Source organism: Thermodesulfobium sp., from assembly GCF_053498235.1.
Genome location: NZ_JBRCUV010000051.1, coordinates 1 through 25561, shown reverse-complemented (window position 1 = coordinate 25561; position 25561 = coordinate 1). Strand labels below are relative to the sequence as shown.

Genomic DNA, 25561 nt, shown 5'->3' with positions numbered 1-25561 from the left:
ATATCTTAAGAATTCTGATCAATAGTTGTATTTTAGAAGAATATTTACAAAAAATTAACATTCATAATATTTATTATTGGTTAGGAGTAGGAGGTGGTAATTATGAAACAGCTGTTAAGAGAAATAATAGAAAATAAACTTTTTACAACATTGTTCCAACCAATATTTTCACTTTCAAACGGCGATACTGTAGGTTATGAAGCTCTTACAAGAGGCCCAGAAGAATCTGTTTTATATAACCCAGTAAAGCTATTTGAAAGTGCAAAAAATGAAAACTTGTTATGGGAAATGGAATTATCTACAAGATCAAGTGCTATCGAAAAATTTCTAAGCCTTCAATCAGATAAGATTTTATTTTTGAACGTAGATCCAGATATAATAAGAGACGAAAAATTTGTTAAGGGTTATACAAAACACTTGTTCGAAAAGATAATTAAGCAATCTAACATAATATTTGAAATTAACGAAAAAACAGCAATAAAAGATTACATAGAGTTCAAAGAAATTATAAAAAACTATAAAACACAAGGTTACAAAATTGCAATTGATGATGTAGGTGCGGGCTATTCTGGTCTTACTACTATTTCTGAAGTTAGACCAGACTATATAAAAATTGATATGTCTCTTATCAGAGATATCGATAAAGATAATCTCAAAAAATCTATAGTAAAGGCACTAGTAGAATTCGCTAATAACACTAATATAAAACTCATTGCTGAAGGAGTTGAAACTTTAGATGAGTTAAAAACTGTGATTGAATTAGGAACCCCTTTGGCACAGGGATTTTTGCTAGGAAAGCCATCAAAGAAACTTTTAGTTTTAGACGACAGGTTAAAAAACTTCATTAAAGAGACAAAGTTGTCCTTAGAAAAAACGAAACTTACATCAGCATTTAAAGTACAAATAGGTACAATAGCAAGAAGAGATAACGGCGTGCAGTGCTCAACATTATCAAAAGATATAGAAAGTATATTTTTAGGCAATAATAAGCTGCGTGGCATAGCATTACTAGATGGCGAAAAGGTTGTAGGGTTGATTACAAGAAGGGATTTTTTCACACATCTTGGCACTCGATATGGGAGAGAATTGTGGTTAAAAAAACCAGTAGAAAGGATAATGGATAAAAACCCTCTTATTCTTGACTACTCAACCCCAATTGATCAAGCAATAAAAAGGATAGCAAATAGAGAAGAGGATAAGCTGTATGACTATGTGATTGTAGAAAGGGATAAAAGTTATTTTGGAATAGTTCCAATAATAACACTTTTAGAAAAATCTATGGAACTACAACTAAATATAGCTAAATATTCAAATCCACTTACAGGATTACCTGGAAATCTAATAATTGAAGAAAAGATTAGAGAATTTTTAGACAAAAAGGTACCTTTTTCCTTGATTTATTTTGATCTAAATGATTTTAAATCTTTCAACGACTATTATAGCTTTGAGAGAGGCGATAGGATTATAAAATATACTGCAAACATATTGGAAAGACACATTAGCTTTTATAAAGATGCATTTTTAGGGCACGTGGGGGGAGACGATTTCGTAGCAATTGTAGGGTCATATGATATAGAAAGGTTGTGTTGTAACATTATTGAAGAATTTGACTTTAATATCAAAAGATTTTACAACAAAGAAGATGTAGAACGAGGCTATATAATATCAACCGACAGAGATGGCATTAAAAAGCAATTTCCAATAGTTAGCATTTCAATAGCAACTGTAAATAACATGGAAATTACAAATTATGAAGATATGATTGAAAAAGTTACAGCAGTTAAAAAAGTATGTAAAGAATTGTGCAAAAAGTTTAAGAAAAGCTACTTTTTAACAGAAGAAAAAGTTTTAATTAAACAGGAACAGCGTACAAATTAAAAAACACTTGCAAACAATTTTTAAATATGATAACATACATTTCATTCAAAGGGGTGGTGGTGTAGAGGCCTAACACACCTGCCTGTCACGCAGGAGATCGCGAGTTCGAATCTCGTCCACCCCGCCACTTTAGCTATCGGCCAATCAAACTTTAAATGAGATTGGTTAATTTTTAAACCTTTTTTAACCTCGTAGTTTATAATATATCAACTACTATTTTAAAAGGGGTTTTTAATGAAAAGGAAAATTCTCTTTATATTAGTTTTTTTTCTTGCATTTTCTTCTATGAATAACTATTCCTTTGCAATAACTCTTAGGCCGGGGGACGTATCCGATGAAGTACAAAACATAAAAGAAAAGCTTTATGATTTAGGGTATAACGTAAGCGTAAACAAAGTTTACGATGAAAAAACTGAAAAAGCAGTAAAACTCTACCAAAAAGAGGCAAAGCTTCCAATCACAGGAATAGTTGATGACATAACGTACCAGTGTCTTACATTGGGGAGGCTAACAGTAATTGAAAAGTACAAGACCTTTGATTTGGCTTCAATCGCTAGACAAATGGATATCAATTCAAACCCCATAATACGAACTGCAGTAAGATTTATGGGCATTTCATATAGGTGGGGAGGAGAGGCGCCATCTACGGGCTTCGATTGTTCTGGTTTCGTTCAGTATGTTTTTAGATTAAACGGAATAAATCTTCCAAGAACAGCCGATCTGCAATATGACGCAGGAAAGCCAATCTCAATATCAGAACTAAGACCTGGAGATTTGGTATTCTTTACAACTTACCTTCCTGGAGCATCACATGACGGGATATACATTGGAAACGGCAAATTTATTGCCGCCAATACCAGTACAGGCGTTAGTATCTGCTCTCTTGATGATCCATATTGGAAGAACAGATATTTTGGAGCTGTTAGAATTCAATAAGCTCTAATTCCAATGGTTTAAAACTTGAGACAATAACAAGTGCTTTTCCTGACAATTTCTCTCTTATTGTGTCTATTTTTTTGGTTTTAGCGTAGAATGCTGAACCAGAGCCGCTCATTAGATTCCACTCACAATTTTCATTCAAAACTTCCTTAATTTTTTTTAGATCTGGGTCTAGTGGTAAAATTAGATCTTCAAAAATATTACCTGTTTTAATAAAACCACTTTTTCTTCCTTCAAAAAATCCCTCAGTATAATTAGTTGTTTTTGAATTTTTATCGTATAAATCATACGCAAAGGACGTTGAAATCCCTTTTTTTGGCAAAACTAATATAATTTTCTCCTTTAAATATTCCTTTAATTTAGTAACTTTTTCTCCTCTACCCTCGACTAAACACATCCCACCATATAAAAAATATGCCATATCAGAGCCAAAATTTATAGACAAATTAACTAAATCTTTACGACTTAGCCCTAAAGAAAAAATTAAATTAATTGCATATAGAAAAGCTGACGCATCGCTTGAACCACCCCCTAAGCCGGACATCAAGGGTATATTTTTCTCCAAATTAACGTATAATCCACTTTTAATATCATATTTTGACGAGATATAATCCCAAATCTTTTGTAAAATGTTATTTTCAATTTTAATGTTAGAATCAAGAATTAGGTTTTTTTTACCAATAGGTATTAAAGTTAATAAATCAAAAAGTTCGATGCTGTGAAAAACAGAAACAATTTCGTGGTAGCCATCAGGATATTTGCCTATAATATCAAGGCTTAAGTTAACTTTGGCAAAAGCTTTTATAGTAAAAATAATTCTTAATCCTCCTAGCTATGATAATTAATTACTACAAACTCAATCTAATCAAGAAAATTATATACCATGTCATAATTGGTATAATTATTTTAAACTAAAAAGGAGATGAAATTTTGGAACAGATTTCAAATTTATTAAATTTGCTCTACCTAAACGTAATAAATTTAAATATAAGTATATGGACCTTTTATTTTATTGCTTTCATCTGGCTTTGTCTTGATTCAATGGGGTTACCTCTACCCTACGAAGGCATGTTATTAATTACAGGGGCCCTTGTAAGCGCCGGATTTATAAATCCACTAGAAGCAATTATTATGACAATTTTACCAACAGTTTGTGGCGCTTGTTTGTCTTTCCTATTAGGAAGTAAACTAAAATTATTTATCTCTATACTTAATTTAAAATACAAAGATATATTAGATCACATCTTATATCTCATTGAAGGAGAAAGAGGATTTGTAATATTAATAATTGTTCGTTTTTTGCCTGGAATTAGGCATTTTTCTTCTTATATTGCAGGGATTTCAAGGGTTAATCTAAAAGATTTTCTCATTCCAACCACAATAGGCAGTTCAATATGGACAATCTTCGTATTAATAGTTGGTTTCTCAGGAATGGAAGGGATAAGAATATTCAAGGAAAATTCACTTTTAGCTTCCTTAATCTTAGCCATTACGATAACTATATTTGGATATATTTATTTCTCATTACACAAACATAGCAAAAAGATATTAAAAGTTAAAAGAGGAGATGAATATGAAAAAGAGACTATTAATTGAAATGGGTATGGGAGTTGATCAACATGGGCAATCTCCCACCAAAGCAGCAGTAAAGGCTATTAAAAATGCAATTCAAAACGTTTACATTACAGGTTTGATAGAGATATTTAATATCAGAAATTTAGAAAAAATTGAAATTTTAGCAGAATTAGGAATTCCTTACCCAGAAATGGTTGACATAGAAGAAGTAAAAAAGGCCTTCCCTATTCAGGGTACTATTAAAATATCTGTTAAAGAAGGGGGCATGACAATAAAAGCTCTTAAGATAGAAGAATTAAATGATGTCAGCAACGAAGTGATAATTTGCTGTGCAGCTATAAGCGTTTTTATAGATACCAATTAAAAAGCACTAAGTTATTCGTATAACATTATTAAAATCTTTGTTTCTTATTTCGCCAAACAGCTGCTTGTTTTTTCTTAAGACTCTTTTTTGGGTTTCCTGCCACAAGATTTCTCCTCATTGCAATAACCTGTAATTTCACACTTTGGACACAAAAACTCTGAAAGAAAGGGGGAAACCTCAAAAACTCTTTTTTTTATTTCCTCAAAGACAGATCGAATTTCCCACTGTGCTCTTTGACACAATCTAAGTGAAGATGCATGCATAAGCTCTCTAAAATTCATTGTCATAACCAGTGAGGTATGAGCACTATTAGGCAAAATATACCTTGCATCTTCAGCAGGTATCCCTTTAGACAAAAGATCTTCATACAACCTTCTTCCCAATTCCAAATAGTCTCTATATTTCGTCAAAATTGATGGGTGCTTTTGAAATGATGGTGGAAAAACGTATAAATCTTCAATCTCTATTCTCTTATCGGAACTTGATCCTAAACTTCTTGTACCAAACCTTGTATACCTTTGACTCTTTTGGGTAAAAGACGCGATCCTATGTCTTACAAGCTGATGAGAACAAGATCTAGAAATATTCTCAATACCAAATGTAAATGAAACATGTTCAAAGGGTGTGTGGTGACCCATTTTATATAATCTCTTTACTAGCTCAATCGCTTCGTCCTCTTTTAGCTCAGAATACATATCAGATATAAGTTTATTCGAAACAGAAACCCTTGCCCCAAGGGCAATAGCCCTAACGGGATCCGGTGTGTGAAATATGAGAGAAACCTTAATTGTTGTTTACTCCCTTGCCTTTTTACTGTATTTCTTGTTGAATTTCTCTATTCTACCCTCTGTATCAACAAGTTTTTGCGTTCCAGTAAAAAAGGGGTGGCATTTTGAGCAAATCTCTACCTTTATAGATTTCTTAGTTGAGCCTGTAGTAAAGGTATTACCACAAGCACATGTAACAACACACTCCTCATAAAATCGAGGATGAATTCCTTCTTTCAACTGATACACCTCCAATTTAAATTAGAATATTTTAACACAAATTGAAATAGAATGTATAATTATAAACTTATTAAGAAAGGAGGGAAATAACTATGTCAGAAAAACTTGTTGTAACTGTAACAGCTGGACCAGACGATCCAGAAAAAGCCACCTTTGCCTTTATAATGGCAAATACTGCTCTAATTATGGAGATGGATGTAACAATGATATTTCAATCAAACGGCATTTATAACGTTACAAAAGGCACCTATGAACACATAAGGGCTGTGGAACATGACAGTATTAAAGAACACGTTGACAACTTTATTGCAAATGGCGGAAAACTTCTTGCCTGTATTCCTGCTTGCATTTCAAAGGAAATACCAAAGGATCAGTTAATAGATGGTGTACAAATGATAAAAGCGGGAAGAGCACTTAAAGAGATGATGGAGGCAGATCTCGTTTTGAACTATTAAATTTTTTTATTTTTTAGAGGTTTGTTAAACCTTTGTTCTTGAAGGTTGTTCGAAACTTATATAAGGTGTATGAACTACATTATCGTTCATACACCTTAATACTTTTTAATTAATAACCCTCTTCTTTTCCTTCCTTTATTTTGTAACTAAACGTCTTATAAGTCCAAAATTTGTAAAACAGCACTATAGGGACAAATATTATTACAACAATTGTCATAACCGCTAAGGTATACTGACTAGAAGACGAATTAAATGCGCTTAAACTGAATGCGTTGTTGATACTTGAGGGAATTAGATTGGGATACAATCCTCCAACTCCTGTAAAAGTTAAGAATATTATACATATTGCTGAAGATAAAAATGCCATAATTTCAGATGAATAAATAAAAAATCCAGCTCCCAAGAGTCCAAGTACGCAAAGAACAGGAACAATAAGAAGATATGGCATAGAAAAATAGTTATTATAAAGATTAGTAACGAAATATGCACTAACAAGAAACAAAACAGCAAAAAACAATGTGATAAACCATAACTTTCTGGCAAGAGACTTAGCTCTTAAATTTATATCTCCTTCAGTTCTAAATGAAAGCCAAATAGAACCGTGTAGCAAGAACGCTACTACAAATAGAATACCCGTAATTAGTCCAAAGGGATTAAGAAGTGTTATCAGATTGCCGTGATATCCATTTTGATCAATTGGAAGCCCTTGAAAAATATTACCAAAAGCAACCCCGAGTAAAAGTGCTGGTAATAAACTTCCAAGGAAAAAACCAAACTCCAGCAAAGAAACTATAGTTGGATTATTTACTTTATACCTAAATTCAAGGCAAACTGCCCTAATTATTAAGCCGTAAAGAATAAGCATTAGTGGAAGATACAAAAAACTAAACATATAGGCGTATGTAATAGGAAAAGCAGCAAATGTAGCACCTCCAGCAGTTATAAGCCACACCTCGTTAGCATCCCATACAGGACCAATGCTCTCAAGCATTGCCCTTTTATCTTGATCTGATTTAGCAAAAAATGGAAATAACATACCTATTCCAAGGTCAAATCCATCAAGAGCAAAATACATTGCCCAAAGAAGTCCCCAAATAATAAACCATAAAATATTTAGCACGTTTTCACCCCCTAATCCGTTTCCAATGGGCCCTTACGGGCATAATAAATTAAAAGTGCAAAATCAAGAACTGCAAGCGCTGTATACAAAACTATAAAAACTCCCAGGGTAAACAACACATCGCCAACTGTTAAATTTTTACTAACAGCATCGTTTGTTCTTAATAGGCCATAAACTATCCATGGTTGTCTACCTACCTCAGCAACAATCCATCCAACCTGAGTAGCAATGTAAGGAAGCGGAAGCGAATAAAGCATAATTTTCAAAAAACTTCTGTGATCAAGCAATTTATCTTTCCTGGCAAACCACCACGCCAAGATTGTTAAAATTATGAAAAGCGTACCCAAACCAACCATTACCCTGAAACTCAGGAAAACTGGAGTTACAGGAGGAATATCATTTGAAGGAAAACTGTTCAACCCTCTAACTGTTGCATTTGGATCATGATAAGCAAGCAAACTTAGAAGCGATGGTATTGGAAAAGCCTCTATCAAGTTGGTTTTCTGTGATTCATCAGGCACTAACAACAAATATATTGGCGCAGCCTTTCTGGTGTCCCAAATAGACTCCATTGCAGCCAATTTTGTTGGCTGAACATGAGCAACCTCTGCAGCGTGAAAATCTCCAATCAAAAAAACTAATACGCTTGCAATCAAACCAAAAGTAGCCCCAACATAAAAAGATTTCTTAAAAAATTCAACATTTTGTTTTCTCAACAAGTGATAAGCAGAAATGCCCATCACGAAAAAGGCGCCTACTACAAAACCCGCTGTAATAGTGTGTGTGAATTTAAGCCATGCATACGGGCTAAACACTACGGCAAAGAAGTTTGACATCTCTGCTCTATTGTTCTTGAGAACAAATCCGACTGGATCTTGCATCCACGCATTAGCAATGAGTATCCAGAGAGCAGACAAATTTGAAGAAAAAGCAACAAGCCAGATACTAATTAAGTGCATCTTTGGTGATATTCTTTTCCACCCAAAAAGCCAAACTCCCAAAAATGTCGATTCTAAAAAGAAGGCTAGAGTAGCTTCAATTGCAAGGGGCGCTCCAAAGATATCACCCACATAGATAGAATATTGAGCCCAGTTAGTGCCAAATTGAAATTCAAGCGTAATACCTGTAACAATGCCTAAAATAAAATTAATTAAAAATAGCCTTCCCCAAAACTTTGTCATCTTCAGATAAATCTCATTTTTTGTCCTGTAGTGAAGCGTTTCCATTATTGCAACAAGGACGCCTAATCCCAAAGTTAATGGGACAAAAATAAAGTGATACATCGCAGCCGCTCCAAACTGCAGCCTTGACAACGTTACAACATCCATAATCTTCCCCCTTTCTTTATTATAATAGATTATAGTTAAATGTTCAGGATACGTCAATAGAAATAATAATTATTTTTAAGAGGTGATCAATTTGAAAATTAATAAGGATTCAAGGATATCAATATCGTTAGATTTAATGTGGGATGAGGATAACATAAAGCACGTCGAAAATTATTTTATTAGACCACACATGTGGTTAGACGCTGATACCTTACCAAAGAATTTATACGAATGGTTAGAGGGAAAGGAGGTAGGCGATGTATTTGAATTTACTTATGATGTTGGCGAATTATTTGAACCATATTCATCCAAAAATATATTGCCAATAAAATGGATATCCGAAGACGAGAAAAATTTTTTCAAAATTGGGAGGTTTTATCAAATTGAAACATTAAAGGGTAGAGAGGGCAAAAATTCAATCGAAAAACCCTTTTTTAGGTGTATAGAAAAAAGAAGTGATCTTTTCTTTGCTGACTTCAATCATCCATTATCAGAAAAAAGGTGTACCCTTAAGGCCAAAATAATAAAAGTTGTTGAACAACCGGAAGTTAAGTGTGATACCGGTGGAATTTGCTTTGACTGGGTATCTGAATTTGGTGAAGGCATAGGAATGCAAGGAAAATTTAAACAAATTGAAACAGATTTCTACTCTAAAGATTCTTTTAACATCGAAGATCAAAGTGAGAGCGGAATATTTTATGAAAGCAATTCTTCGATAATAAACGTTGATGCAGTTTTAAAAAATAAAATTGGAGAAGTATTAGAAAATATAATTAGTGATAATTCAAGAATCCTAGATATCATGGGTAGAACTACACCTTATTTAAAGAATAACCCTGAAATAGCAATCATAGGTTTAAACAAAGAGGTGTACTCAATAAACAAAAAAATTTCCTCCATTAATACTAAAAATATCTTTAAGGATGCACGACTTCCATATAGCGACAATCAATTTGATTTCGTATTATGTAGCTTTTGCTTTGAATATATACCTCACCCACACGAATTGGTGAGTGAGGTAAAGAGGGTTTTGAAACCTGATGGTTCTTTTGTAACAATATTTACAAATAGGTACTTTAAACCAAAATCAATACTGCTATGGTCGGAACTTAACGATTTCGAAAGGCTAGGATACTTGCAAAATATTTACAAAAAAACCAACTTCAAAGAAATTAGTACTTATACATCACGCGGATACCTCAGACCACTTTCCGATCCAGAAGCCATCATCGATAGACACAGCGCTCCGCTTTTTCTAATAAAAGGAAACAAGTAAATTAGTTAGTTGTTTTTTTATCAGAATTGTTATTGACAAATTCATAGTTACCATCAGTTTTAATTTTCAAAACCTTTCCATTTACAAGAAAATCTGCTAACTTTTTACCTGCAATTTCTACGGTTCTACCGACAGTTTGTCTAGATACACCCAGTTTTTTCGCAGCTCCATCCTGATCTAGACCTTCACCAAAAACAAGCCTTAACGTTTCTACTTCATCTAGATCCATCAAAATCTCTTCTTTAGCCCTGCCTACACCCTTTGGAGCATAAACGCTGTACTTTGGCTCCATTTGAATAAATCTCTTTAACTTTGGCCTTGGCACCTCAATCATCTCCTTAACACTAAAGAATTATAACAAAAATATATTGTAGCATATTGCAATAATTAAAAATTAAAAAATCCTGTTACTTTTTAATGAAAGATGTCGTATTCAAAAGAAGAAAAGGTTCTAAATCTGATATTATGGGAGGTAAAAAATGAAAAAGTTTTTTGTAGGTATTATGGCTTTAGCCCTACTTGCTTCTGTGTGGTTTATGGGAAATTCTTTTGCCTTTGGCACTGGAAATTTTGGTCCTGGCCCAAATCCCGATTTCGGAGTCGGAAAGCCTTACAAAGGACTAGGCTTAAATTATGAACAAAGAGAAAATTTACAGTTGGAAAGGATGAAAGAAAAGTTAAATCTTACAGACAACCAGGTTGCACAAATCAAAACAATTTTGGATGACAAGTATGCAAAGCTTAAAGTCCTAAGAACAAAGCTCTGGAATTTAAGAAATGATTACAGAAATCTAGTTGCCAACAAAGCTGACACATCTCTTCTCGAATCAAAAATTAAAGAAATAAATAGTACAAGAATAGAAATGATGAATCTAAATACTGACTATAGAATCAAAATCCTAGAGATATTAACTCCTGAACAAAGAATTTTATTGTCTATGAGATAACTTAAGATATTTCAAGAAAATAAAAGTCCCCCTCAATTCAAGAAGGGGGACTTTCTTATATTAACAGTTAACCTAATCTTTAAAAGTTCTAATTTATTGCTTTAATTGATGAAGTTCTTTTTATATAAAGCATAAATCCCTATATATGATAAAAATTATTGTATGATAGGTGCTAAAATAATATCAAATAAAACTTTAAGGGGGATAAAATGGAGTTTGAAAAAAATGGTGCAATCTTACAAAGAGATAAAGAAACATACGCCGTAGTAGCAAGGATTCCATGTGGAATTCTCTCTCTTGAAACTATGGAAACTATTTCTTCAGTAGTGAAAAAATATTCTATACCGATAGTCAAAATATCATCAGGGCAAAGGATTGTATTAGTTGGGATCAAACCTGACGAAATCGACTCTGTATGGTCGGATCTGAAAACAGGAATTGGTAGGGCTCTTGAGCCTTGCCTGCACTACGTCCAAGCATGCCCAGGAACAAGCGTTTGCAGGTTTGGCCAAAAAAATTCTCTTGAAATGGGGATGAAATTAGAAAATATTTTATACGGCTTACCTACAGCAGCAAAGTTGAAAATTGGGGTATCAGGATGTCCATTTAACTGTGGTGAAGCTTTCACAAGAGATATTGGCTTAATTGGAACCGTTAAAGGTTGGAAGTTGATTTTCGGAGGCAATTCTGGTAGATCTCCCAGAATTGGAGACGTTATAAGCGAAGAACTCTCTGACGAAGAAGCTATAGACTTTGTAAAAAAGGCTATAAAAGTTTATACTGATAAAGCAAATCCAAGAGATAGAACTGCAAGATTTATAGAAAAGTTCGGTATAGAAAATTTTAAAAAGGAAGTTTTAAGCTCCTAAACCACTACTTTTCTGTGATATAATTAAAAAACTTAATTTTTTATTAGGCTTAAAAAACTCTTAAAGAGGTATAGGGTGAGTTCTTTTGTTGCAAGACAACCAATATTGAATGCAGAGAAAAAGACTTATGGATATGAGGTTTTATACAGAGATACAGATATAAACAATTTTTCAGGAAAAAATCCAGAAGAGGCATCGTTAAAGGTTATAGTCGATCTCTTTACTAATTATGGGATAACTTATATAGGCAAGGGGTTACCTGTTTTTTTAAATATTCCTCTCAATACATTAAAAAAAACATTGCCACCTATACCGCAAGAATCAACCTTTTTTGAAATTAATCAAGATGAAATTAGTGTTGACTCTGACCTGCAATTTATAGCAAAATTATATTATTCTGGAATTAACTTATCATATCAAGGATCCGACTTACCTGACCAATCAATTTTAAACTTTTTCAAGGCCATAAAAATTGACTTTTCGCTTACCCCAAAGGACAAAAGAGCTATTCTACCCAAATACACGCCCAAAAATAAAATATTAATTGCACACAAAATAGAAGACAACCGTTTGTACCAAGAAGCCTTAGAAGAGGGTTATAATTTATTTCAAGGCTTTTATTTTTCAAAACCTGAAACCTTGTCAAAGAAGGATTTTACAGCATCACAAATTGAAATTTTAAATATTTTAAGAATGCTTTTATCTGAAGATCTGAAATGGGATAAAATTGAAAAAGAGATAAAAAAAAATGCATACTTGACAATCAAAATATTAAAGCTTGTTAACTCTTCGTTTTTTGGTTTTAGATGCGAAGTAAAGTCGGTTTTGCAAGCAATAGTTCTTTTGGGAAGAAAGCAGATGATTAAATGGCTTTTAATGATACTTATTACTGAAAAAACTCAAGCCCCTTTGGAACTTCTAAAAGTCACCCTTACAAGAGCAAGGCTTATGCAACTTTTGGCACAAGAAACGTCCAAAAAGTTCAAAGAAGATGAATACTATCTAATAGGATTACTATCACTTTTTGATGTGATAACAGGCTTTTCAAAGGAGAGCATCTTAATTCATTTACCATTAAGTGAAACCATCTCAAATGCTATCAGGGGCATTGAAAACCCACAAACAAAAAATTATCTACAAGCGCTAAAGCTTGTAGAACTCTATGAAAAGGGCGATTGGGAAAAGGTAATATCAATGTGCTATGAACTTAGAATAAGGCACGATAGAATGGGCAATCTATATATGGAAGCAATAAATTGGGCTGAAAGCTCCCTTGAAACAATAAACTAACTAAGCTTGTAGCCTATTTTTCTTAAAAAGGACTTTCGCTTATCTTTATGCTCTAAATTTTCAATGCCTTTTGGTTTAAGCCCATCAATAACGCCTAATATCCCTCCATTTCCATCATCATCGTAAGCTACCACCACTTTGATTTCATTGGCGCTAGCACAAAAAACCGAAGCAACTTCCTGGCAATTTTTTATAGCATTTAACACGTTTATAGGAAATGCATTTTTTAAAACGACGATAAAACTATGCCCACAAGCAAGATCTACTAAATTTTTCACAGCAATATCTACAAGCTCTTCATTGTTCCCCTCACTCCTGACCAAACAATCTCCCGATGCTTCCGAAAAAGCTATACCAAATTTAGCATTAGGATTAGAAGAAACAATAATTTCATAAATATCTTCAATTGTTTTAATAAAGTGAGCTTGACCTAATATTACATTAGCATCCTTTGGAATATTTATGCCCTTTAATTCTAGCTTCATTTTTAAACCTCACTCTCCCTATATAAATTCTTATGATACAATTTTAGCAATAAAAAGAAAAAGAAAAAAGGAGAAATAAATTGTCAAAAAGTTCGTATTTTGGGGAAATTGAATTAAGCGAAGAAACAGTTTTAGCTTTAAAAGAGATGGGTTTTGAAGAACCATCTGAAATTCAAAGACAAACTATACCAATTGTAATGCAGGGATTTGATGTAATCGGCCAAGCTCAAACTGGAACAGGAAAAACAGCGGCCTTTGGAATACCGATAGCTGAAAAAACTACAAAAGATAGAATTCCTCAATCGCTAGTACTTACTCCAACAAGAGAACTTGCAATACAGGTTGCTGAAGAGATATCTAAAATTTCAAAATACAAAGGTTTAAGAGTTGTGCCAATATATGGAGGACAATCAATTGAAAGACAAATAAAAGCATTGAAAAATGGAGCTCAAATAATAATTGGCACACCCGGAAGGTTATTAGATCACATAAAGAGAGAAACTTTAGTTTTGTCTAAGATTTCAATACTCGTTTTAGACGAAGCTGATGAAATGCTCGATATGGGCTTTATTGAAGATATTGAAAAGATTTTAAAATCAATTAAAAACGAAAACAAACAAACTTTACTATTTTCAGCAACTATGCCTGACCCAATTATAGCTCTTACAAAGAAGTATATGAAAAACCCCAAGCTCGTAACTATAAGTAAGGAACAACTCACAGTGCCTTTAACAGATCAATTTTACTGTGAGTCGAAAGATAAACTTGAAGCCTTATGCCGAATACTTGAAACTGAGGACATGGACAAAACAATTATATTCTGCAGAACAAAAAAGGGGGTTGACGAATTAGTAGCATCGCTAAATACAAGAGGGTACAGTGCAGAAGGCTTACACGGAGATCTAACTCAAGCCCAGCGAGATAAGGTGATGAGGTCTTTCAGGGAGGGAAAATTAGAAATTCTTGTAGCCACAGATGTGGCAGCCAGAGGGCTTGATATTTCTGATGTGAGTCACGTTATCAATTTTGATATACCTCAGGACCCAGAATCATATGTTCACAGGATTGGCAGAACAGGTAGAGCTGGAAAATCTGGTATAGCTATAACCTTTATAACTCCAAGAGAATTTAAGCAACTAAGGTTGATTGAAAAGGCTATCAAGGTAAAAATTAAAAGAAAAGAAGTCCCAAGCATGTCAGATCTTCTAGAAAAGCAAAAAGACGAAATCAAAGATCTGATTTCTAAAGTAATAAAACAAGAAAACATATCACATTACATCTCAATAGTAGAAGAAATGACAGAAGAATTTGAACCAGAAAAGATTGCAGCTGCCGCAATTAGATTATATCAGGAAGGAGAACCAGAAGAAAAATTAGAAGTTGATAAAGAAAGGTTTAAAAAAACAGGAGAAAGATCTGGTGTTACAAGACTTTTTATTAACATAGGTAAAGAAAAGAATATCTCAAAGGATGATATCCTTAACTATATCTGTGAAGAAGGAGATATGAGTAAAAAGGATATAAAAAATATAAGAATACTTGATAAATTTACCTTCCTTGAAGTGCCCGAAGAAGTATCAGAAAGAATAATTGCAATATTACACAAATCAATTATAAAGGGTCACAAAATACGTGCAGAACAGGCAAAACCGAGATAAAGTCTCATTATTCGAATTCTACTTTTTAGGCTTGCCCGGTAAAATTGCGTTTAAAAAATAAAACATATAGTATGAATTCACAATCACAATAAATGCTAGTATCACGAAAAATCCCCACTGAAATTGGACAAAAAACCCAGAATACTTTACCACAACACCAATTGTGAAAGAAAATACGAAATACGATACAAGCAATACTAAACTCAAGAGACCACAAACTACCTTAGTTATCCTCTTTGCAGGCTTAAGCAACCAAAAAATAGTTCCAAAAGCCGTAGAAAAATATATAAACTTTGATATAAGATTTAGATTGGTATTTTGTATTTTTAATATAAAATGTATTGTGGGATTGTTTATTATGTCGTTAAACGTAACGTTTTGTATTAAAAGATTTTGATTTGTTAAAAAATTACAAAATGGGAGCGAATATAAAAAAATGCCAACAAAGGAAAATAAGATAGCAGGTAGATATAAAATCAAAGCATCTTTAAATTTCATTTTGCCTCCTCATGAATAAGTTTGTTTAATACATCAAAATAAAATATATCAAATTATATCTAAAATGAACAGTAAACAAGCTATTTTTCCAGGAAAAAACAGCCCAGAAGTAAAATTTATAGTAGAACTTGGTAGGTCATTTCACAAGTGTGGCTTCTCTTCTTATGCACTTGAAGAAAGACTCATGGAAGTTGCTTCAAATTTTGACATCTCATTACAGGTTTATTCTTCTCCAACAGGAATTTTCTTATCATTCGAAACTCAGGATATCTTTACAACAACGATATTAAGAGTTGAACCTGGAATTCTTGATTTAGAAAAAATTGCTTTGACAAATGAAATATCAAATAGAGTTTTAGAAAGAGAAATAACAGCAAAAGAGGGACATGAACTTCTAAAGAGGATAATGTCAAAACGCAACAGCTTTCCTTTTTGGATTATTATTTTTTCTTATTTTGCTATTTCTGCAATGGTTTCAATCATTATGGGGGGAGGTTTAAAAGAACTTTTTGTGTCAAGTTTTTTAGGTTGTATTACGGGAATAATTTCTGTAATATCCAATAAGCTTAATCTCACAAGATTGCTTGAATTTATTTGTGCTGCATTTGCTGGAGTTTTATCAAATATCTTATATACATTAATTGGCCCCTACGATCAGTCTATATCAATTATATCAGGATTAATAGTTCTCTTCCCAGGGTTTACTTTAATCTCTGGAATTGATGAAATTGCAAACAGAAATCTTGTATCTGGCACAACAAGACTTAGTTCAGCCTTATTCATTCTTATGTTTATAGTATTTGGGGTAGCCCTTGGAACAAATTTTTTCTTCCCTCATGAAAATTCTTATATACTTGATCTAAAAAATTTACCCATCCCCTCACCCTTTCTTTACATTGCGACTCTTTTAGCGCCATTGGCTTTCATCGCTATACTAAATGCAAGGATAAAGGATGCACCAGTAATGCTAATTTCTTCCCTCTTTGCACAAATAGGCCTCTATTTTGGAAATCGAATCGTAAGCGATCAAATCGGCATTTTTTTCGCATCTTTGGTACTCGGTCTTTTTTCTAACTTCTGGGCTAGATTTAGTAGAGGATCTCAATATATACCATTAATATCAGGTTTAATATTGCTAGTACCTGGAGTAGTTGGTTATCAGAGTCTTTCATCGTTTTTATCAAAAGACATTAACGAAGGCATTATCATAGCCTTTAATATGAGTCTTAGAGCAATTGCATTAGTTACAGGCTTACTCTGCTCAAATTTTATAATTTCAGCATATAAGCCAAAAAGAAAAAATTAATCCTTTTTTACAAATTCATCTCCTAAAAAAATAAACTTCCTAATATTATTGTTTGAATAAAATCTTATTGCTAAATCTCCATAATTTAATATCCTAGCATTATTATTTGAAACAGGTACCAATAGCAACTTTATCCTTTCCCCTCCCAAGTCAGTATATTGCAACAAATAAAAACCTCTAAATTTTTCAATTTCAATCTCTTTAATCAAGCTATTTTCATTAACGCTAAACCATTTTCCTAACCTTTCCTTCCATACGTCCGAATATCTTGTCTCTTCAATTCCCATTGCAAAAGGTATATTTTGACCAAAATTTAATAAATCGAGATACCTAACGCCATTAATAGAAGTAAATCTAAACCTTAATTTTCTAACGTAATCCTCTTCTTGGTTGTTTACAGGAACAAGACTAAAACTCAAATCATCAAAAAATTTTACAAAATAAAACTTCTTGTTCATGTCGCACATCAAACTTTTATCAACAACATGGAATTCAATAATATCATTCCTATTTTCAAAAAAGCCTTCATATGAATCCAAAAAATTATCCTTGTCTTCTATTCCCATTAGAGGCTTGTTAGAGCTATAGTCAAAGATATCCATATTAAGAAGTTTCTTTAATGATAATCTTAGTAATTCTCTCGACAGATATTCCCTTTTATCAAAATTAAGTTGAAAATTAGAAAGAAAAACAATGGCAAATCTTTTCTGTGGAATTACGTAGAGAAAAGAATCAGACGAATCGTCATATTGATAAAACAAACCGTATTTTTCATATACATTATCTTCATTTATTAAAGTAATATTTTGGGAAATAAAAGGAGGAGAAAAGTATAAGTCCTGATCGTAGGGTGTTTTCTCAAATCTTTTAAAAATTTCTTCTGACACCTTTTTATTTGAAAATATTTTAGATAAAAATCTACCTATATTTTCAGAAGAACTATAAATTTTATTTGAAAGAGCAAGATTATTATCTTCTTGATTATCAACAAAACTAGTATTATTTAGATTGAAATCTTTAAACAAATCATAGAAAGGATTTTTAGAGCTATTACCTTCACATCTTTCCAAAATTAAGAGCGACAAATCTTTAGCAATTTGGGATCTATTATACGACTGATTATACTTCAAAAGACCTTCATTGTTTATCAAAAAATCCAATAAGCCATTTACAGATTTTATTTTATATGGATAACTAAAAGGAAGATATGTATGATCTTCTAATAAATCAGATACCTTAATATTGTCTGTATATTTATTCTTTATCTCTGGTAAATATTTTGAAATGGGATTATTAAGATTCAACATTCCAAGCTCGCTTAGTCTTGCCGCTTGGACACCGATAAATAACCTTGAAAGTCCTCCTATATCGTATTTTTCAACATCATCGTTAGATAATTTGCCAAAATTTATTGAAAGATGCTTATCGCCAAAAATTACATACAGTGAAGCTCTCTTGTAATTATCAAAGCGCACAATATTCTCTACCGCATTACTTAGTTCCTTGCTAACATCGTTAAAATCTTTTGATAAAGCTACATCTTGGAAAACCATTAAGAACAAAATAGCCAAAATTATTTTTTTCATGCCTTCTACCTCTTAAAGTAGAAAAATAATATATAATTATTAATCAGAAGTTATTTTATCATAATAGGCATATGGTATTTTAAATTTATGTAAATTTAAGGAGGATTAAATCTTGGAAAATTTCAAATTCGCAAGCGTTGAAGAAGCACTAGAAGACATTAAAAATTCTAAGATGATTATCATTACAGATGATGAAGATAGAGAAAATGAAGGAGACTTATTTATACCGGCAGAAAAGGTGACACCAGAACATATTAATTTTATGGCAACTTATGGTAGAGGCTTGATATGCCTTCCGCTTACTGAGGAGAGATTGAAACAACTTAATATAGAAACTCTTGAAAGCAATAGTCCAGATCCTTTCTATACTGCTTTTACAATGCCAATAGATGCGAAAAACAAAACAACCACCGGAATAAGCGCCTTTGACAGGGCTCAAACTATCAAAACGGCAATAGATCCAAACGCAAAACCTGATGACTTTGTTAAACCTGGTCACGTTTTCCCACTCAAAGCGCGAAAAGGAGGAGTAGTAGTTAGAGCAGGCCATACAGAAGCAGCAGTTGACCTTGCAAGCATGGCAGGGCTATTTCCAGCTGGAGTGATATGTGAAATTATGAAAGAAGACGGAACTATGGCTAGATTACCTGATCTTATTGAGTTTTCAAAAAAACATGGGTTGAAAATTTTAACCATCGCAGATCTTATAAAATATAGATTACAAAGCGAAATATGGGTACAAAGAGTAGCTGAAGCTTATCTTCCAACTAAATATGGCGATTTCAAAATTTACGCTTACAAATATTTAATGGATAAAAGCGAACACGTTGCCCTTGTAAAGGGAGATGTTAGAAATAAACAAAATGTACTTGTAAGGGTTCATTCAGAGTGTCTTACAGGAGATGTTTTTGGATCTCTTAGATGTGATTGTGGAGACCAACTTCATACCGCTATGAAAATGATAAACGAAGAAGGCCTAGGCGTGATACTATATCTAAGGCAAGAAGGAAGAGGTATAGGTCTTGGAAACAAAATTAAAGCATATCACCTACAAGATGCATGCCACCTAGATACAGTTGAAGCAAATATAAAGCTTGGTTTTCCACCAGATTTAAGAGAGTATGGAATGGGAGCAATGATATTAAAGGATTTGGGCTTATCCAAAATAAGAATTCTCACCAATAACCCTAAAAAATTACTTGGAATTAAAGGTTTTGGACTTGAAATAACTGAAAGAGTTCCAATTAAAATTGATCCCAATCCTTATAACAAGGATTATCTAAGATGTAAGGCTGAAAAAATGGGACATATATTCTAGATTTATGACTATAAAAACTTATTTTAGGAGGATTCTCAATGCAAATATTCGAGGGAAAGCTTAACGCCAAAGATCTTAGAATAGGTATCGTAGTAAGTAGATTTAACAGCATAATAACTTCAAGGTTACTAGATGGTGCTTTGGACTGCCTAAAAAGACATGAGTGCCAAGATAAAAATATAAGCATTTATTACGTACCTGGAGCATGGGAAATTCCGCTTACTTTAAAAAAGTTATCCAAGCTAAAAAGATTTGATGGGATTATCGCACTTGGCGCAGTAATAAGAGGAGAAACTCCTCATTTTGATTATGTAGCTGCAGAAACATCAAAGGGAATTGCTTTAGTTTCACTAGAACAAGAACTACCTATATCATTTGGCGTTTTAACTACCGATACAATGGAACAGGCCATTGATAGATCTGGAGGAAAAGCGGGAAATAAGGGGTTTGATTCTGCATTATCACTGATTGAAACAATTCAATTATTAAAAACTGTAACTGTTAGTGAGTAAGTGAACCCAACATTTTATGACCTTAAAGTCTATTAAGTTTTCTCAACTCTTAAAGGAGCTTTCTCTGGAATCGGAAGAAGATATAGTTTATCTTTTTCCAAAAAGATATAAAGAAGTTAAAGTTGTTAACTCTTCTAAAGATTTAGTACCTGGAAAACATCTTGCATTTAAGGCGCAAATAGGCATACCTGTATATTATCCAGACAGAAAAAGATTGGTAAAAGTTGAATTAAACATAGAAGGAAGAAAGGCTAGCGCTTGCTGGTTTAATCAACCATATAAAAAGAAGCAAATTTTAAAATTTAGACCAAGCGCATATTTTGCAGGTGAAGCAGTTTTGAACAACAAAGAAATTGTATTCTATCATCCTGTTATAAGCAAAGAACCCATTTATCAGAATTCTGGAATATACCCCGAATATTGTCTGGAATATAACGACAGTGAAATAAGACAAATCGTAAATGACATTTTTACCGAAAAAAAGGACATAAACGAAACATTGCCAGAATCAATAATAAATAAATTAAGATTGATGAAGCTTAAAGATGCCCTATACACTATGCATTTTCCAAAAGACCTTAAAAGTTTAGAAAGCGCGAGGAGAAGAATTGCCTTTGACGAGCTTTTACAATGGAAACTAACAATACTCACTGAAAAGCAAAAATACATTTCAAAAGAGGCCCCAATACTAAATCCAGAATCAGAATTAGTAAAAAAATTTCTATCCTCATTGCCATTCGAACTAACAGAAGACCAAAAAAGAGTACTGGACGAAATTTTCTCGGATGTAAGCAAAAGTAAGCCTATGCAAAGGTTACTTCAAGGAGATGTAGGCTCGGGTAAGACTGTCATCGCGGTTAGTGCCTTATTGTGCTCAGTGTCTTCTGGTTTCCAGGCAGCATTTATGGTACCTTCAGAAATACTATCAAGGCAACACTATGAAAAACTTCGAGAGTGGCTAGCACCTATTGGTGTTAAAATTTATCTCCTAACAGGTTCAACAAAAAAATCAGAAAGGAAACTCATAATTGAAGAAATAAATAAAGGTATACCCTTAATTCTTACTGGAACTCACGCCCTTATTACTGAAGATCTTGAATTAAAAAATCTAGGGCTTGTTGTGATAGATGAACAACACAGATTCGGTGTAAGACAAAGATTGAGTCTAATAGAAAAGGGTACATGTCCGCACACGCTTGTTATGACAGCAACTCCAATACCAAGAACTTTAGCATCAATTTTTTATGCAGATTTAGATTATTCTGAGATAAGAAGTATGCCTAAGGGAAGAAAAGAAATAGTTACAAAAATAATAAACAAGAGCGACATAAAAAGACTATATTCAATTATACGGGACAACTTAAAAAAGTGCGACTCAAGAGTTTTTTATGTATGTCCTTTAATAGAAGATTCAAATTCCTTAAAATTAGAATCAGTAAAAAAGAGACACGAAGAACTAATAAATATATTTCCAGAATTTGAGGTAGGTCTAATACACGGGAAACTCAGCCAAAATGAACAAAATAAAATTATGCAAGATTTTAAATCAGGAAAGATCAAAATACTAGTCTCTACAACAGTTATTGAAGTTGGAATTGACATACCCCAAGCAAATATTATGGTAATAGAAAACCCGGAAAGATTTGGTCTAGCTCAACTACATCAGCTTCGCGGAAGAATTGGAAGGGGAAATCTTGATTCAACTTGTTATTTGTTAGTAGATGATGAATCATGTTTTTGCAAAAGAGTGCAAATTTTTGAAAAGGTAAGCAATGGGTTTGAGCTTGCTGAAAAAGATTTAGAGCTAAGAGGTCAGGGAGAAATAATCGGTTCTAAGCAAAGCGGTTTAGATGAAACGTTAAAAGTAGCAAATCCATTAAAAGATAAGGATATAATGAAAGTGGCGCAAAAGGTAGCAGAGTTGATTTTATTAAAGGATCCAGATCTCAAACACTTCAAAGAATTAAAATTAAAGATGGAAAAAACCTTCAGAGATAGAGAGGTAATAAAGGCAATTTGAAAACTTCAATTGTTGGAGGAGAATTTAAAAATAGATTTTTACTAAGTCCAAAAACAAAAGAGGTTAGACCTCTTAGCTCACGGGTTAGAAAGTCTTTAATGGATATTCTTGGTAGAAGTGTCATCGATTGCACGCTTTTAGATTTATTTGCTGGTATAGGCTCTGTATCCATAGAATTCTTATCTCGAGGTGCCAAAAAGGTTATAAGCGTTGAAAAAAATCCAAAAATAGCAGATTTCCTCAGAAGAAATTTAGAAAATTTTAATTTGCTAGATAGATGTACTATAGTAAATTATTCTGTTGAGAAATTTTTACTTAATTGTCAGGATATAAAATTTGATATAATCTATATGGATCCACCTTTTTCTTATAATCTAGAAGAACTTTTACAAATCTTTTCTAATTTTAGATGTTATCATAAAAAATCAATATTTATTTTGCATCATTTTTTTAAAAATAAGCCAAAGGAGAATTTATGTCATTGGAAAATATTAGATTCAAGGACCTATTCAAGCAACACGATTACTTTTTACGTACCCAAAGATCCTTTAGATGATTAAAAGGGCTTTATATCCAGGCAGTTTTGATCCTATAACGCTAGGTCATTTAGACATTGTGAGAAGGGCTTCTCACCTTTTTGACGAAGTAATTATTGCTGTTGCGTATAATGAAAAAAAGAAAGCACTCTTTAATATAGAAGAAAGAGTAAATCTTATAAAAGAGTCGCTCAAGGAGAGAAATATGCCAGACAATGTCTCTGTAACAAGCTACACCTGCTTAACAATTGAATTTGCAAAATCTCTTAATGTAAGCTCTATAGTAAGAGGCTTAAGAGTAATTTCTGATTTTGAGTTTGAGTTTCAAATGGCTCTTACAAATAGGAGAATGGATCCAAGAATTGAAACTGTTTTCTTGATGACCCACGAAGACTACTCATATATTAGCTCTTCAATAATAAAGGAAATTGCCTCTTTAAATGGAAACGTAACTCCTTGGGTAACAGACGTTGTAAAGAACGCGCTAAACGAAAAACTATTAGGAAGAGAGGGGAAAAAATGAGTCAAACTTTTCTAAAATTCATAGAAGATCTTGAGCTTCTTGTAATGAGTTCTCCAAAAATACCACTTACAAATATGGTTTTGGTAAACGAGCAAGAAATATTTAGAATTATAGATTCAATTAGGATAAACATGCCTCAAGAAATCGTTGAAGCCCAAAAGTTTCTCCAAGAAAAGGAAAGCATATTAAGCGATGCTCAGAAAAAAGCCGACGAAATAATTCTCAACGCAGATCTAAAAGCTAGACAAAAGTTAGATGAAAATGACCTAATTATTAAAGCAAAAGAAGAATCTGAGAGAATAAAAAACGAGGCGAGAATTGAAGCAAACAAACTTATGAAAGAGGCGAGAGAATATTCCGAAAACGTTTTGCAGAAACTAGAGTACGAGATAGACAAACTTTTAGCCAATATTAGAAAAGGTAAAGAAATACTAAGGTCAAAAGATTAGTTTTATTTTTCAATCTCCAAAAGGTTCATGGGAACGATTATTGCAGGAATTCCTGCCCTGAAAAACATATTTTGAGAAAATTCCCTTATAAAAGGCCAGACAGCTTTTATAGACGCTTCAATAACCAAATTATCTTTTTCTTTTACCTTTTTGTTTTCAGTTATAACCAAAAAATAAGTAGCCGAAAACTCAAGCCAGGGCTTTTTTCTTCTCCCAGATCCTTCTTCCACACTATCATCCAATTCTGTACCCCTAATGTTCGTTACAATCTCTACCTCATGAGTCCTGTCTACAGTATTCTTTATTGAAGGTTTGATATCCACAAATATCGAACTCTCAGGAGAATGAAGCGGTTTCATCTTAAAGGTACAATTTATAAGTGACAACGCTTCCAGCTTAAAATCATTGTCTAATATCTTACTATTTCTCTTTTTCATAATTTCCTCCTAGCTAACTCTGTAATATAATTATAACAGCTGTAAAAAATTCTTACCATTGTCTTCTAATATTTACTTTTTTTACTGTAAAAAATTGCATTTAGCAAAAAACATAAAAGGCTTTTACTAATTTTTTCTAAATATGTCAATTAATTCCTGTCTATTTGAAACGTTAAATTTCCTAAAAATATTTTTCATATGAGTCTTAAAGGTATTTTCTGAAATGTGCAGATTTTCAGCAATATATCTCCCATTTCTACCCATCAAGATATATCTAACAATTTCTTTTTCTCTTGGCGTTAGCCTAAAAGAATCAAAGCTCATATCGATTTCCTTATTATAGTGTTTATTTTCATTTAAGAGGTGAGGAATTTTTCTAGCAAAAAATAAAAAAGGATTGTAATCGTCAGCTTTTACAAATACAAAAAACAAAAGTAACATTATACCTACTGCATAAGACATAAAATTGAATATTTCATAACTTTTAGAAACTTTATGAATAAAAAAATATAAAATTTCCCCTAAAAATATAGAAGTAGTAATTACAAAATAGCCAAAAGATATCACTCTTATGTCATTTTTTTCCTTGATAGCAAAATAAAGTATTAATGACAAAGAATAAAAATCAAAGATTGCAAAAGCAATCTGAAAAATAACGAAAATTAACTTAGAAAATGGATGTTCAAAATAAACTGGTAACCAAAAAAGGGCAGCAATTAAAAGGGCCAAAGATGGTCTATATAAACTTGAAATTTCCAACCTCTTAAAATAAATTACAAAGGGTAACGTCACAATAGCAAGACAATAAGCTATATTTGTGAGAAAATAGTTTTCACCAGAAGAAGAATTTAAAAGGTAATTATATACTGCTCCGCCACAACAATAATAACCAAAAAATAAAAAGATAACCTTCCTTGGAAAAATGCCAAACCTAAACTTATCTAAACTTCTTAAAAACAAAAAACTAAGATCAAATTTTGGGAAAATAAACACAAGTGGTAATAATGAAAAGATAAAATATGCCGCAATGTTGTTTAAAAAATTTAATAAAAACATAATAATCGTAGCAAAAAGAGTTGATATAGCAAATATTACTGACCACGAAATAAATCTTTCTTTAAAGAAGATAGAAAAAGTTAATACTAAAAAATACGCAAAAAAGATGGAGTTAAAAATTATTAAGAT

Annotated in this window: 28 protein-coding genes and 1 tRNA gene; 18 read left to right on the top strand and 11 right to left on the bottom strand. The window is 32.5% G+C overall.

Going from position 1 to position 25561, the window contains the following annotated elements; translation table 11 throughout:
- Positions 1-102 precede the first annotated feature (102 nt).
- The 3 genes from ACWIUX_RS07265 (at position 103) to ACWIUX_RS07255 (ending at position 2814) form a co-directional block, all read left to right on the top strand.
- Positions 103-1878 (top strand): EAL domain-containing protein, encoded by a 1776-nt coding sequence (locus ACWIUX_RS07265; RefSeq protein WP_448590062.1) that lies wholly within the window; start codon positions 103-105, stop codon positions 1876-1878.
- Positions 1879-1928: 50 nt separating this feature from the next.
- Positions 1929-2005, top strand: a tRNA-Asp gene (locus tag ACWIUX_RS07260).
- 107 nt (positions 2006-2112) lie between these two features.
- Positions 2113-2814 carry a C40 family peptidase gene (locus tag ACWIUX_RS07255; protein ID WP_448590061.1) on the top strand — a complete coding sequence of 234 codons (702 nt, stop codon included), beginning with the start codon at positions 2113-2115 and terminating at the stop codon, positions 2812-2814.
- On the opposite strand, the gene ispE is transcribed toward ACWIUX_RS07255, so the two are convergent.
- Positions 2801-3622 carry a 4-(cytidine 5'-diphospho)-2-C-methyl-D-erythritol kinase gene (gene ispE, locus ACWIUX_RS07250; RefSeq protein ID WP_448590114.1) on the bottom strand — a complete coding sequence of 274 codons (822 nt, stop codon included), beginning with the start codon at positions 3620-3622 and terminating at the stop codon, positions 2801-2803. The genes ACWIUX_RS07255 and ispE overlap by 14 nt on opposite strands.
- A 125-nt stretch (positions 3623-3747) precedes the next feature.
- On the opposite strand from ispE, the gene ACWIUX_RS07245 reads away from it, so the two are divergent.
- The gene (locus ACWIUX_RS07245; protein ID WP_448590060.1) at positions 3748-4413 is read left to right on the top strand and encodes a DedA family protein; all 666 of its coding nucleotides are present in this window, start codon (positions 3748-3750) and stop codon (positions 4411-4413) included.
- Positions 4391-4756 carry a Lin0512 family protein gene (locus ACWIUX_RS07240; protein ID WP_448590059.1) on the top strand — a complete coding sequence of 122 codons (366 nt, stop codon included), beginning with the start codon at positions 4391-4393 and terminating at the stop codon, positions 4754-4756. The genes ACWIUX_RS07245 and ACWIUX_RS07240 overlap by 23 nt, the downstream gene beginning before the upstream one ends.
- Positions 4757-4830: 74 nt before the next feature.
- Here the strand turns inward: ACWIUX_RS07240 and thyX are convergent, their stop codons facing one another.
- Together thyX and rpmE are read right to left on the bottom strand one after the other, a co-directional pair.
- The gene (gene thyX / locus ACWIUX_RS07235) at positions 4831-5529 is read right to left on the bottom strand and encodes an FAD-dependent thymidylate synthase (protein WP_448590113.1); all 699 of its coding nucleotides are present in this window, start codon (positions 5527-5529) and stop codon (positions 4831-4833) included.
- A gap of 21 nt (positions 5530-5550) precedes the next feature.
- Positions 5551-5763, bottom strand: coding sequence for a 50S ribosomal protein L31 (rpmE, locus tag ACWIUX_RS07230; RefSeq protein WP_448590058.1), 213 nt, complete (start codon positions 5761-5763; stop codon positions 5551-5553).
- 92 nt (positions 5764-5855) lie between these two features.
- Here rpmE and ACWIUX_RS07225 point away from each other — a divergent pair, with 92 nt between their 5' ends.
- On the top strand, positions 5856-6218 hold the full coding sequence (locus tag ACWIUX_RS07225) for a DsrE family protein (RefSeq protein ID WP_448590057.1): 363 nt from the start codon (positions 5856-5858) through the stop codon (positions 6216-6218).
- A 109-nt stretch (positions 6219-6327) separates the two neighbouring features.
- Here the strand turns inward: ACWIUX_RS07225 and cydB are convergent, their stop codons facing one another.
- Both cydB and ACWIUX_RS07215 read right to left on the bottom strand, forming a co-directional pair.
- Positions 6328-7338, bottom strand: a complete 1011-nt coding sequence (gene cydB, locus ACWIUX_RS07220; protein WP_448590056.1) for a cytochrome d ubiquinol oxidase subunit II — start codon at positions 7336-7338, stop codon at positions 6328-6330.
- Positions 7339-7349: 11 nt separating this feature from the next.
- The gene (locus tag ACWIUX_RS07215; RefSeq protein WP_448590055.1) at positions 7350-8666 is read right to left on the bottom strand and encodes a cytochrome ubiquinol oxidase subunit I; all 1317 of its coding nucleotides are present in this window, start codon (positions 8664-8666) and stop codon (positions 7350-7352) included.
- Between the two features lie 91 nt (positions 8667-8757).
- On the opposite strand from ACWIUX_RS07215, the gene ACWIUX_RS07210 reads away from it, so the two are divergent.
- Positions 8758-9942, top strand: coding sequence for a methyltransferase domain-containing protein (locus tag ACWIUX_RS07210; RefSeq protein WP_448590054.1), 1185 nt, complete (start codon positions 8758-8760; stop codon positions 9940-9942).
- Position 9943: 1 nt separating this feature from the next.
- On the opposite strand, the gene ACWIUX_RS07205 is transcribed toward ACWIUX_RS07210, so the two are convergent.
- Entirely contained in the window at positions 9944-10267 is a 324-nt protein-coding gene (locus ACWIUX_RS07205) for a DUF134 domain-containing protein (RefSeq protein WP_448590053.1), read from the bottom strand.
- Positions 10268-10421: 154 nt separating this feature from the next.
- Here ACWIUX_RS07205 and ACWIUX_RS07200 point away from each other — a divergent pair, with 154 nt between their 5' ends.
- The 3 genes from ACWIUX_RS07200 (at position 10422) to ACWIUX_RS07190 (ending at position 13048) form a co-directional block, all read left to right on the top strand.
- Entirely contained in the window at positions 10422-10889 is a 468-nt protein-coding gene (locus ACWIUX_RS07200; protein WP_448590052.1) for a Spy/CpxP family protein refolding chaperone, read from the top strand.
- A 209-nt stretch (positions 10890-11098) separates the two neighbouring features.
- Positions 11099-11758 (top strand): NAD(P)/FAD-dependent oxidoreductase, encoded by a 660-nt coding sequence (locus tag ACWIUX_RS07195; protein ID WP_448590051.1) that lies wholly within the window; start codon positions 11099-11101, stop codon positions 11756-11758.
- 75 nt (positions 11759-11833) lie between these two features.
- On the top strand, positions 11834-13048 hold the full coding sequence (locus ACWIUX_RS07190; RefSeq protein ID WP_448590050.1) for an EAL and HDOD domain-containing protein: 1215 nt from the start codon (positions 11834-11836) through the stop codon (positions 13046-13048).
- On the opposite strand, the gene ACWIUX_RS07185 is transcribed toward ACWIUX_RS07190, so the two are convergent.
- Complete coding sequence (locus tag ACWIUX_RS07185; RefSeq protein WP_448590049.1) at positions 13045-13533, bottom strand: adenosine-specific kinase; 489 nt, start codon at positions 13531-13533, stop codon at positions 13045-13047. The genes ACWIUX_RS07190 and ACWIUX_RS07185 overlap by 4 nt on opposite strands.
- Positions 13534-13613: 80 nt before the next feature.
- On the opposite strand from ACWIUX_RS07185, the gene ACWIUX_RS07180 reads away from it, so the two are divergent.
- Positions 13614-15191 carry a DEAD/DEAH box helicase gene (locus ACWIUX_RS07180; protein ID WP_448590048.1) on the top strand — a complete coding sequence of 526 codons (1578 nt, stop codon included), beginning with the start codon at positions 13614-13616 and terminating at the stop codon, positions 15189-15191.
- A gap of 18 nt (positions 15192-15209) precedes the next feature.
- Here ACWIUX_RS07180 and ACWIUX_RS07175 read toward each other — a convergent pair whose 3' ends face one another.
- Complete coding sequence (locus ACWIUX_RS07175) at positions 15210-15689, bottom strand: hypothetical protein (RefSeq protein ID WP_448590047.1); 480 nt, start codon at positions 15687-15689, stop codon at positions 15210-15212.
- A 64-nt stretch (positions 15690-15753) separates the two neighbouring features.
- Here ACWIUX_RS07175 and ACWIUX_RS07170 point away from each other — a divergent pair, with 64 nt between their 5' ends.
- Positions 15754-16995, top strand: a complete 1242-nt coding sequence (locus ACWIUX_RS07170) for a threonine/serine ThrE exporter family protein (protein WP_448590046.1) — start codon at positions 15754-15756, stop codon at positions 16993-16995.
- On the opposite strand, the gene ACWIUX_RS07165 is transcribed toward ACWIUX_RS07170, so the two are convergent.
- Positions 16992-18581, bottom strand: a complete 1590-nt coding sequence (locus tag ACWIUX_RS07165; protein ID WP_448590045.1) for a serine hydrolase domain-containing protein — start codon at positions 18579-18581, stop codon at positions 16992-16994. The genes ACWIUX_RS07170 and ACWIUX_RS07165 overlap by 4 nt on opposite strands.
- Before the next feature lie 172 nt (positions 18582-18753).
- Here ACWIUX_RS07165 and ACWIUX_RS07160 point away from each other — a divergent pair, with 172 nt between their 5' ends.
- Genes ACWIUX_RS07160 through ACWIUX_RS07135 form a run of 6 tightly spaced genes read left to right on the top strand, consistent with a single transcriptional unit; the run spans position 18754 to position 23939 of the window.
- Positions 18754-19899, top strand: a complete 1146-nt coding sequence (locus ACWIUX_RS07160) for a bifunctional 3,4-dihydroxy-2-butanone-4-phosphate synthase/GTP cyclohydrolase II (RefSeq protein WP_448590112.1) — start codon at positions 18754-18756, stop codon at positions 19897-19899.
- Between the two features lie 38 nt (positions 19900-19937).
- Positions 19938-20411: a 6,7-dimethyl-8-ribityllumazine synthase gene (gene ribH / locus ACWIUX_RS07155; RefSeq protein WP_448590044.1), complete on the top strand. Its 474-nt coding sequence runs from the start codon at positions 19938-19940 to the stop codon at positions 20409-20411.
- A 16-nt stretch (positions 20412-20427) separates the two neighbouring features.
- The gene (gene recG, locus ACWIUX_RS07150; protein WP_448590043.1) at positions 20428-22431 is read left to right on the top strand and encodes an ATP-dependent DNA helicase RecG; all 2004 of its coding nucleotides are present in this window, start codon (positions 20428-20430) and stop codon (positions 22429-22431) included.
- Positions 22428-22991 (top strand): 16S rRNA (guanine(966)-N(2))-methyltransferase RsmD, encoded by a 564-nt coding sequence (gene rsmD / locus ACWIUX_RS07145; protein ID WP_448590042.1) that lies wholly within the window; start codon positions 22428-22430, stop codon positions 22989-22991. Before recG ends, rsmD begins: the two co-directional genes overlap by 4 nt.
- Positions 22984-23490, top strand: coding sequence for a pantetheine-phosphate adenylyltransferase (coaD, locus tag ACWIUX_RS07140; RefSeq protein WP_448590041.1), 507 nt, complete (start codon positions 22984-22986; stop codon positions 23488-23490). Before rsmD ends, coaD begins: the two co-directional genes overlap by 8 nt.
- Positions 23487-23939 carry a hypothetical protein gene (locus ACWIUX_RS07135; protein ID WP_448590040.1) on the top strand — a complete coding sequence of 151 codons (453 nt, stop codon included), beginning with the start codon at positions 23487-23489 and terminating at the stop codon, positions 23937-23939. The genes coaD and ACWIUX_RS07135 overlap by 4 nt, the downstream gene beginning before the upstream one ends.
- A 2-nt stretch (positions 23940-23941) precedes the next feature.
- On the opposite strand, the gene ACWIUX_RS07130 is transcribed toward ACWIUX_RS07135, so the two are convergent.
- Both ACWIUX_RS07130 and ACWIUX_RS07125 read right to left on the bottom strand, forming a co-directional pair.
- Positions 23942-24376, bottom strand: a complete 435-nt coding sequence (locus ACWIUX_RS07130; protein ID WP_448590039.1) for a hypothetical protein — start codon at positions 24374-24376, stop codon at positions 23942-23944.
- A 126-nt stretch (positions 24377-24502) separates the two neighbouring features.
- Positions 24503-25561 (bottom strand): response regulator transcription factor (locus ACWIUX_RS07125; protein WP_448590038.1); only part of this gene is annotated, 1059 nt, incomplete at its 5' end.

Coding starts and splice junctions, on each gene's coding strand:
- ACWIUX_RS07265 (WP_448590062.1), top strand. CDS start 103: ATGAAACAGCTGTTAAGAGAAATAATAGAAAATAAACTTTTTACAACA.
- ACWIUX_RS07255 (WP_448590061.1), top strand. CDS start 2,113: ATGAAAAGGAAAATTCTCTTTATATTAGTTTTTTTTCTTGCATTTTCT.
- ACWIUX_RS07240 (WP_448590059.1), top strand. CDS start 4,391: ATGAAAAAGAGACTATTAATTGAAATGGGTATGGGAGTTGATCAACAT.
- ACWIUX_RS07225 (WP_448590057.1), top strand. CDS start 5,856: ATGTCAGAAAAACTTGTTGTAACTGTAACAGCTGGACCAGACGATCCA.
- ACWIUX_RS07215 (WP_448590055.1), bottom strand. CDS start 8,666: ATGGATGTTGTAACGTTGTCAAGGCTGCAGTTTGGAGCGGCTGCGATG.
- ACWIUX_RS07200 (WP_448590052.1), top strand. CDS start 10,422: ATGAAAAAGTTTTTTGTAGGTATTATGGCTTTAGCCCTACTTGCTTCT.
- ACWIUX_RS07195 (WP_448590051.1), top strand. CDS start 11,099: ATGGAGTTTGAAAAAAATGGTGCAATCTTACAAAGAGATAAAGAAACA.
- ACWIUX_RS07185 (WP_448590049.1), bottom strand. CDS start 13,533: ATGAAGCTAGAATTAAAGGGCATAAATATTCCAAAGGATGCTAATGTA.
- ACWIUX_RS07175 (WP_448590047.1), bottom strand. CDS start 15,689: ATGAAATTTAAAGATGCTTTGATTTTATATCTACCTGCTATCTTATTT.
- ACWIUX_RS07170 (WP_448590046.1), top strand. CDS start 15,754: ATGAACAGTAAACAAGCTATTTTTCCAGGAAAAAACAGCCCAGAAGTA.
- ACWIUX_RS07165 (WP_448590045.1), bottom strand. CDS start 18,581: ATGAAAAAAATAATTTTGGCTATTTTGTTCTTAATGGTTTTCCAAGAT.
- ACWIUX_RS07160 (WP_448590112.1), top strand. CDS start 18,754: ATGATTATCATTACAGATGATGAAGATAGAGAAAATGAAGGAGACTTA.
- ribH (WP_448590044.1), top strand. CDS start 19,938: ATGCAAATATTCGAGGGAAAGCTTAACGCCAAAGATCTTAGAATAGGT.
- recG (WP_448590043.1), top strand. CDS start 20,428: ATGACCTTAAAGTCTATTAAGTTTTCTCAACTCTTAAAGGAGCTTTCT.
- coaD (WP_448590041.1), top strand. CDS start 22,984: ATGATTAAAAGGGCTTTATATCCAGGCAGTTTTGATCCTATAACGCTA.
- ACWIUX_RS07135 (WP_448590040.1), top strand. CDS start 23,487: ATGAGTCAAACTTTTCTAAAATTCATAGAAGATCTTGAGCTTCTTGTA.
- ACWIUX_RS07130 (WP_448590039.1), bottom strand. CDS start 24,376: ATGAAAAAGAGAAATAGTAAGATATTAGACAATGATTTTAAGCTGGAA.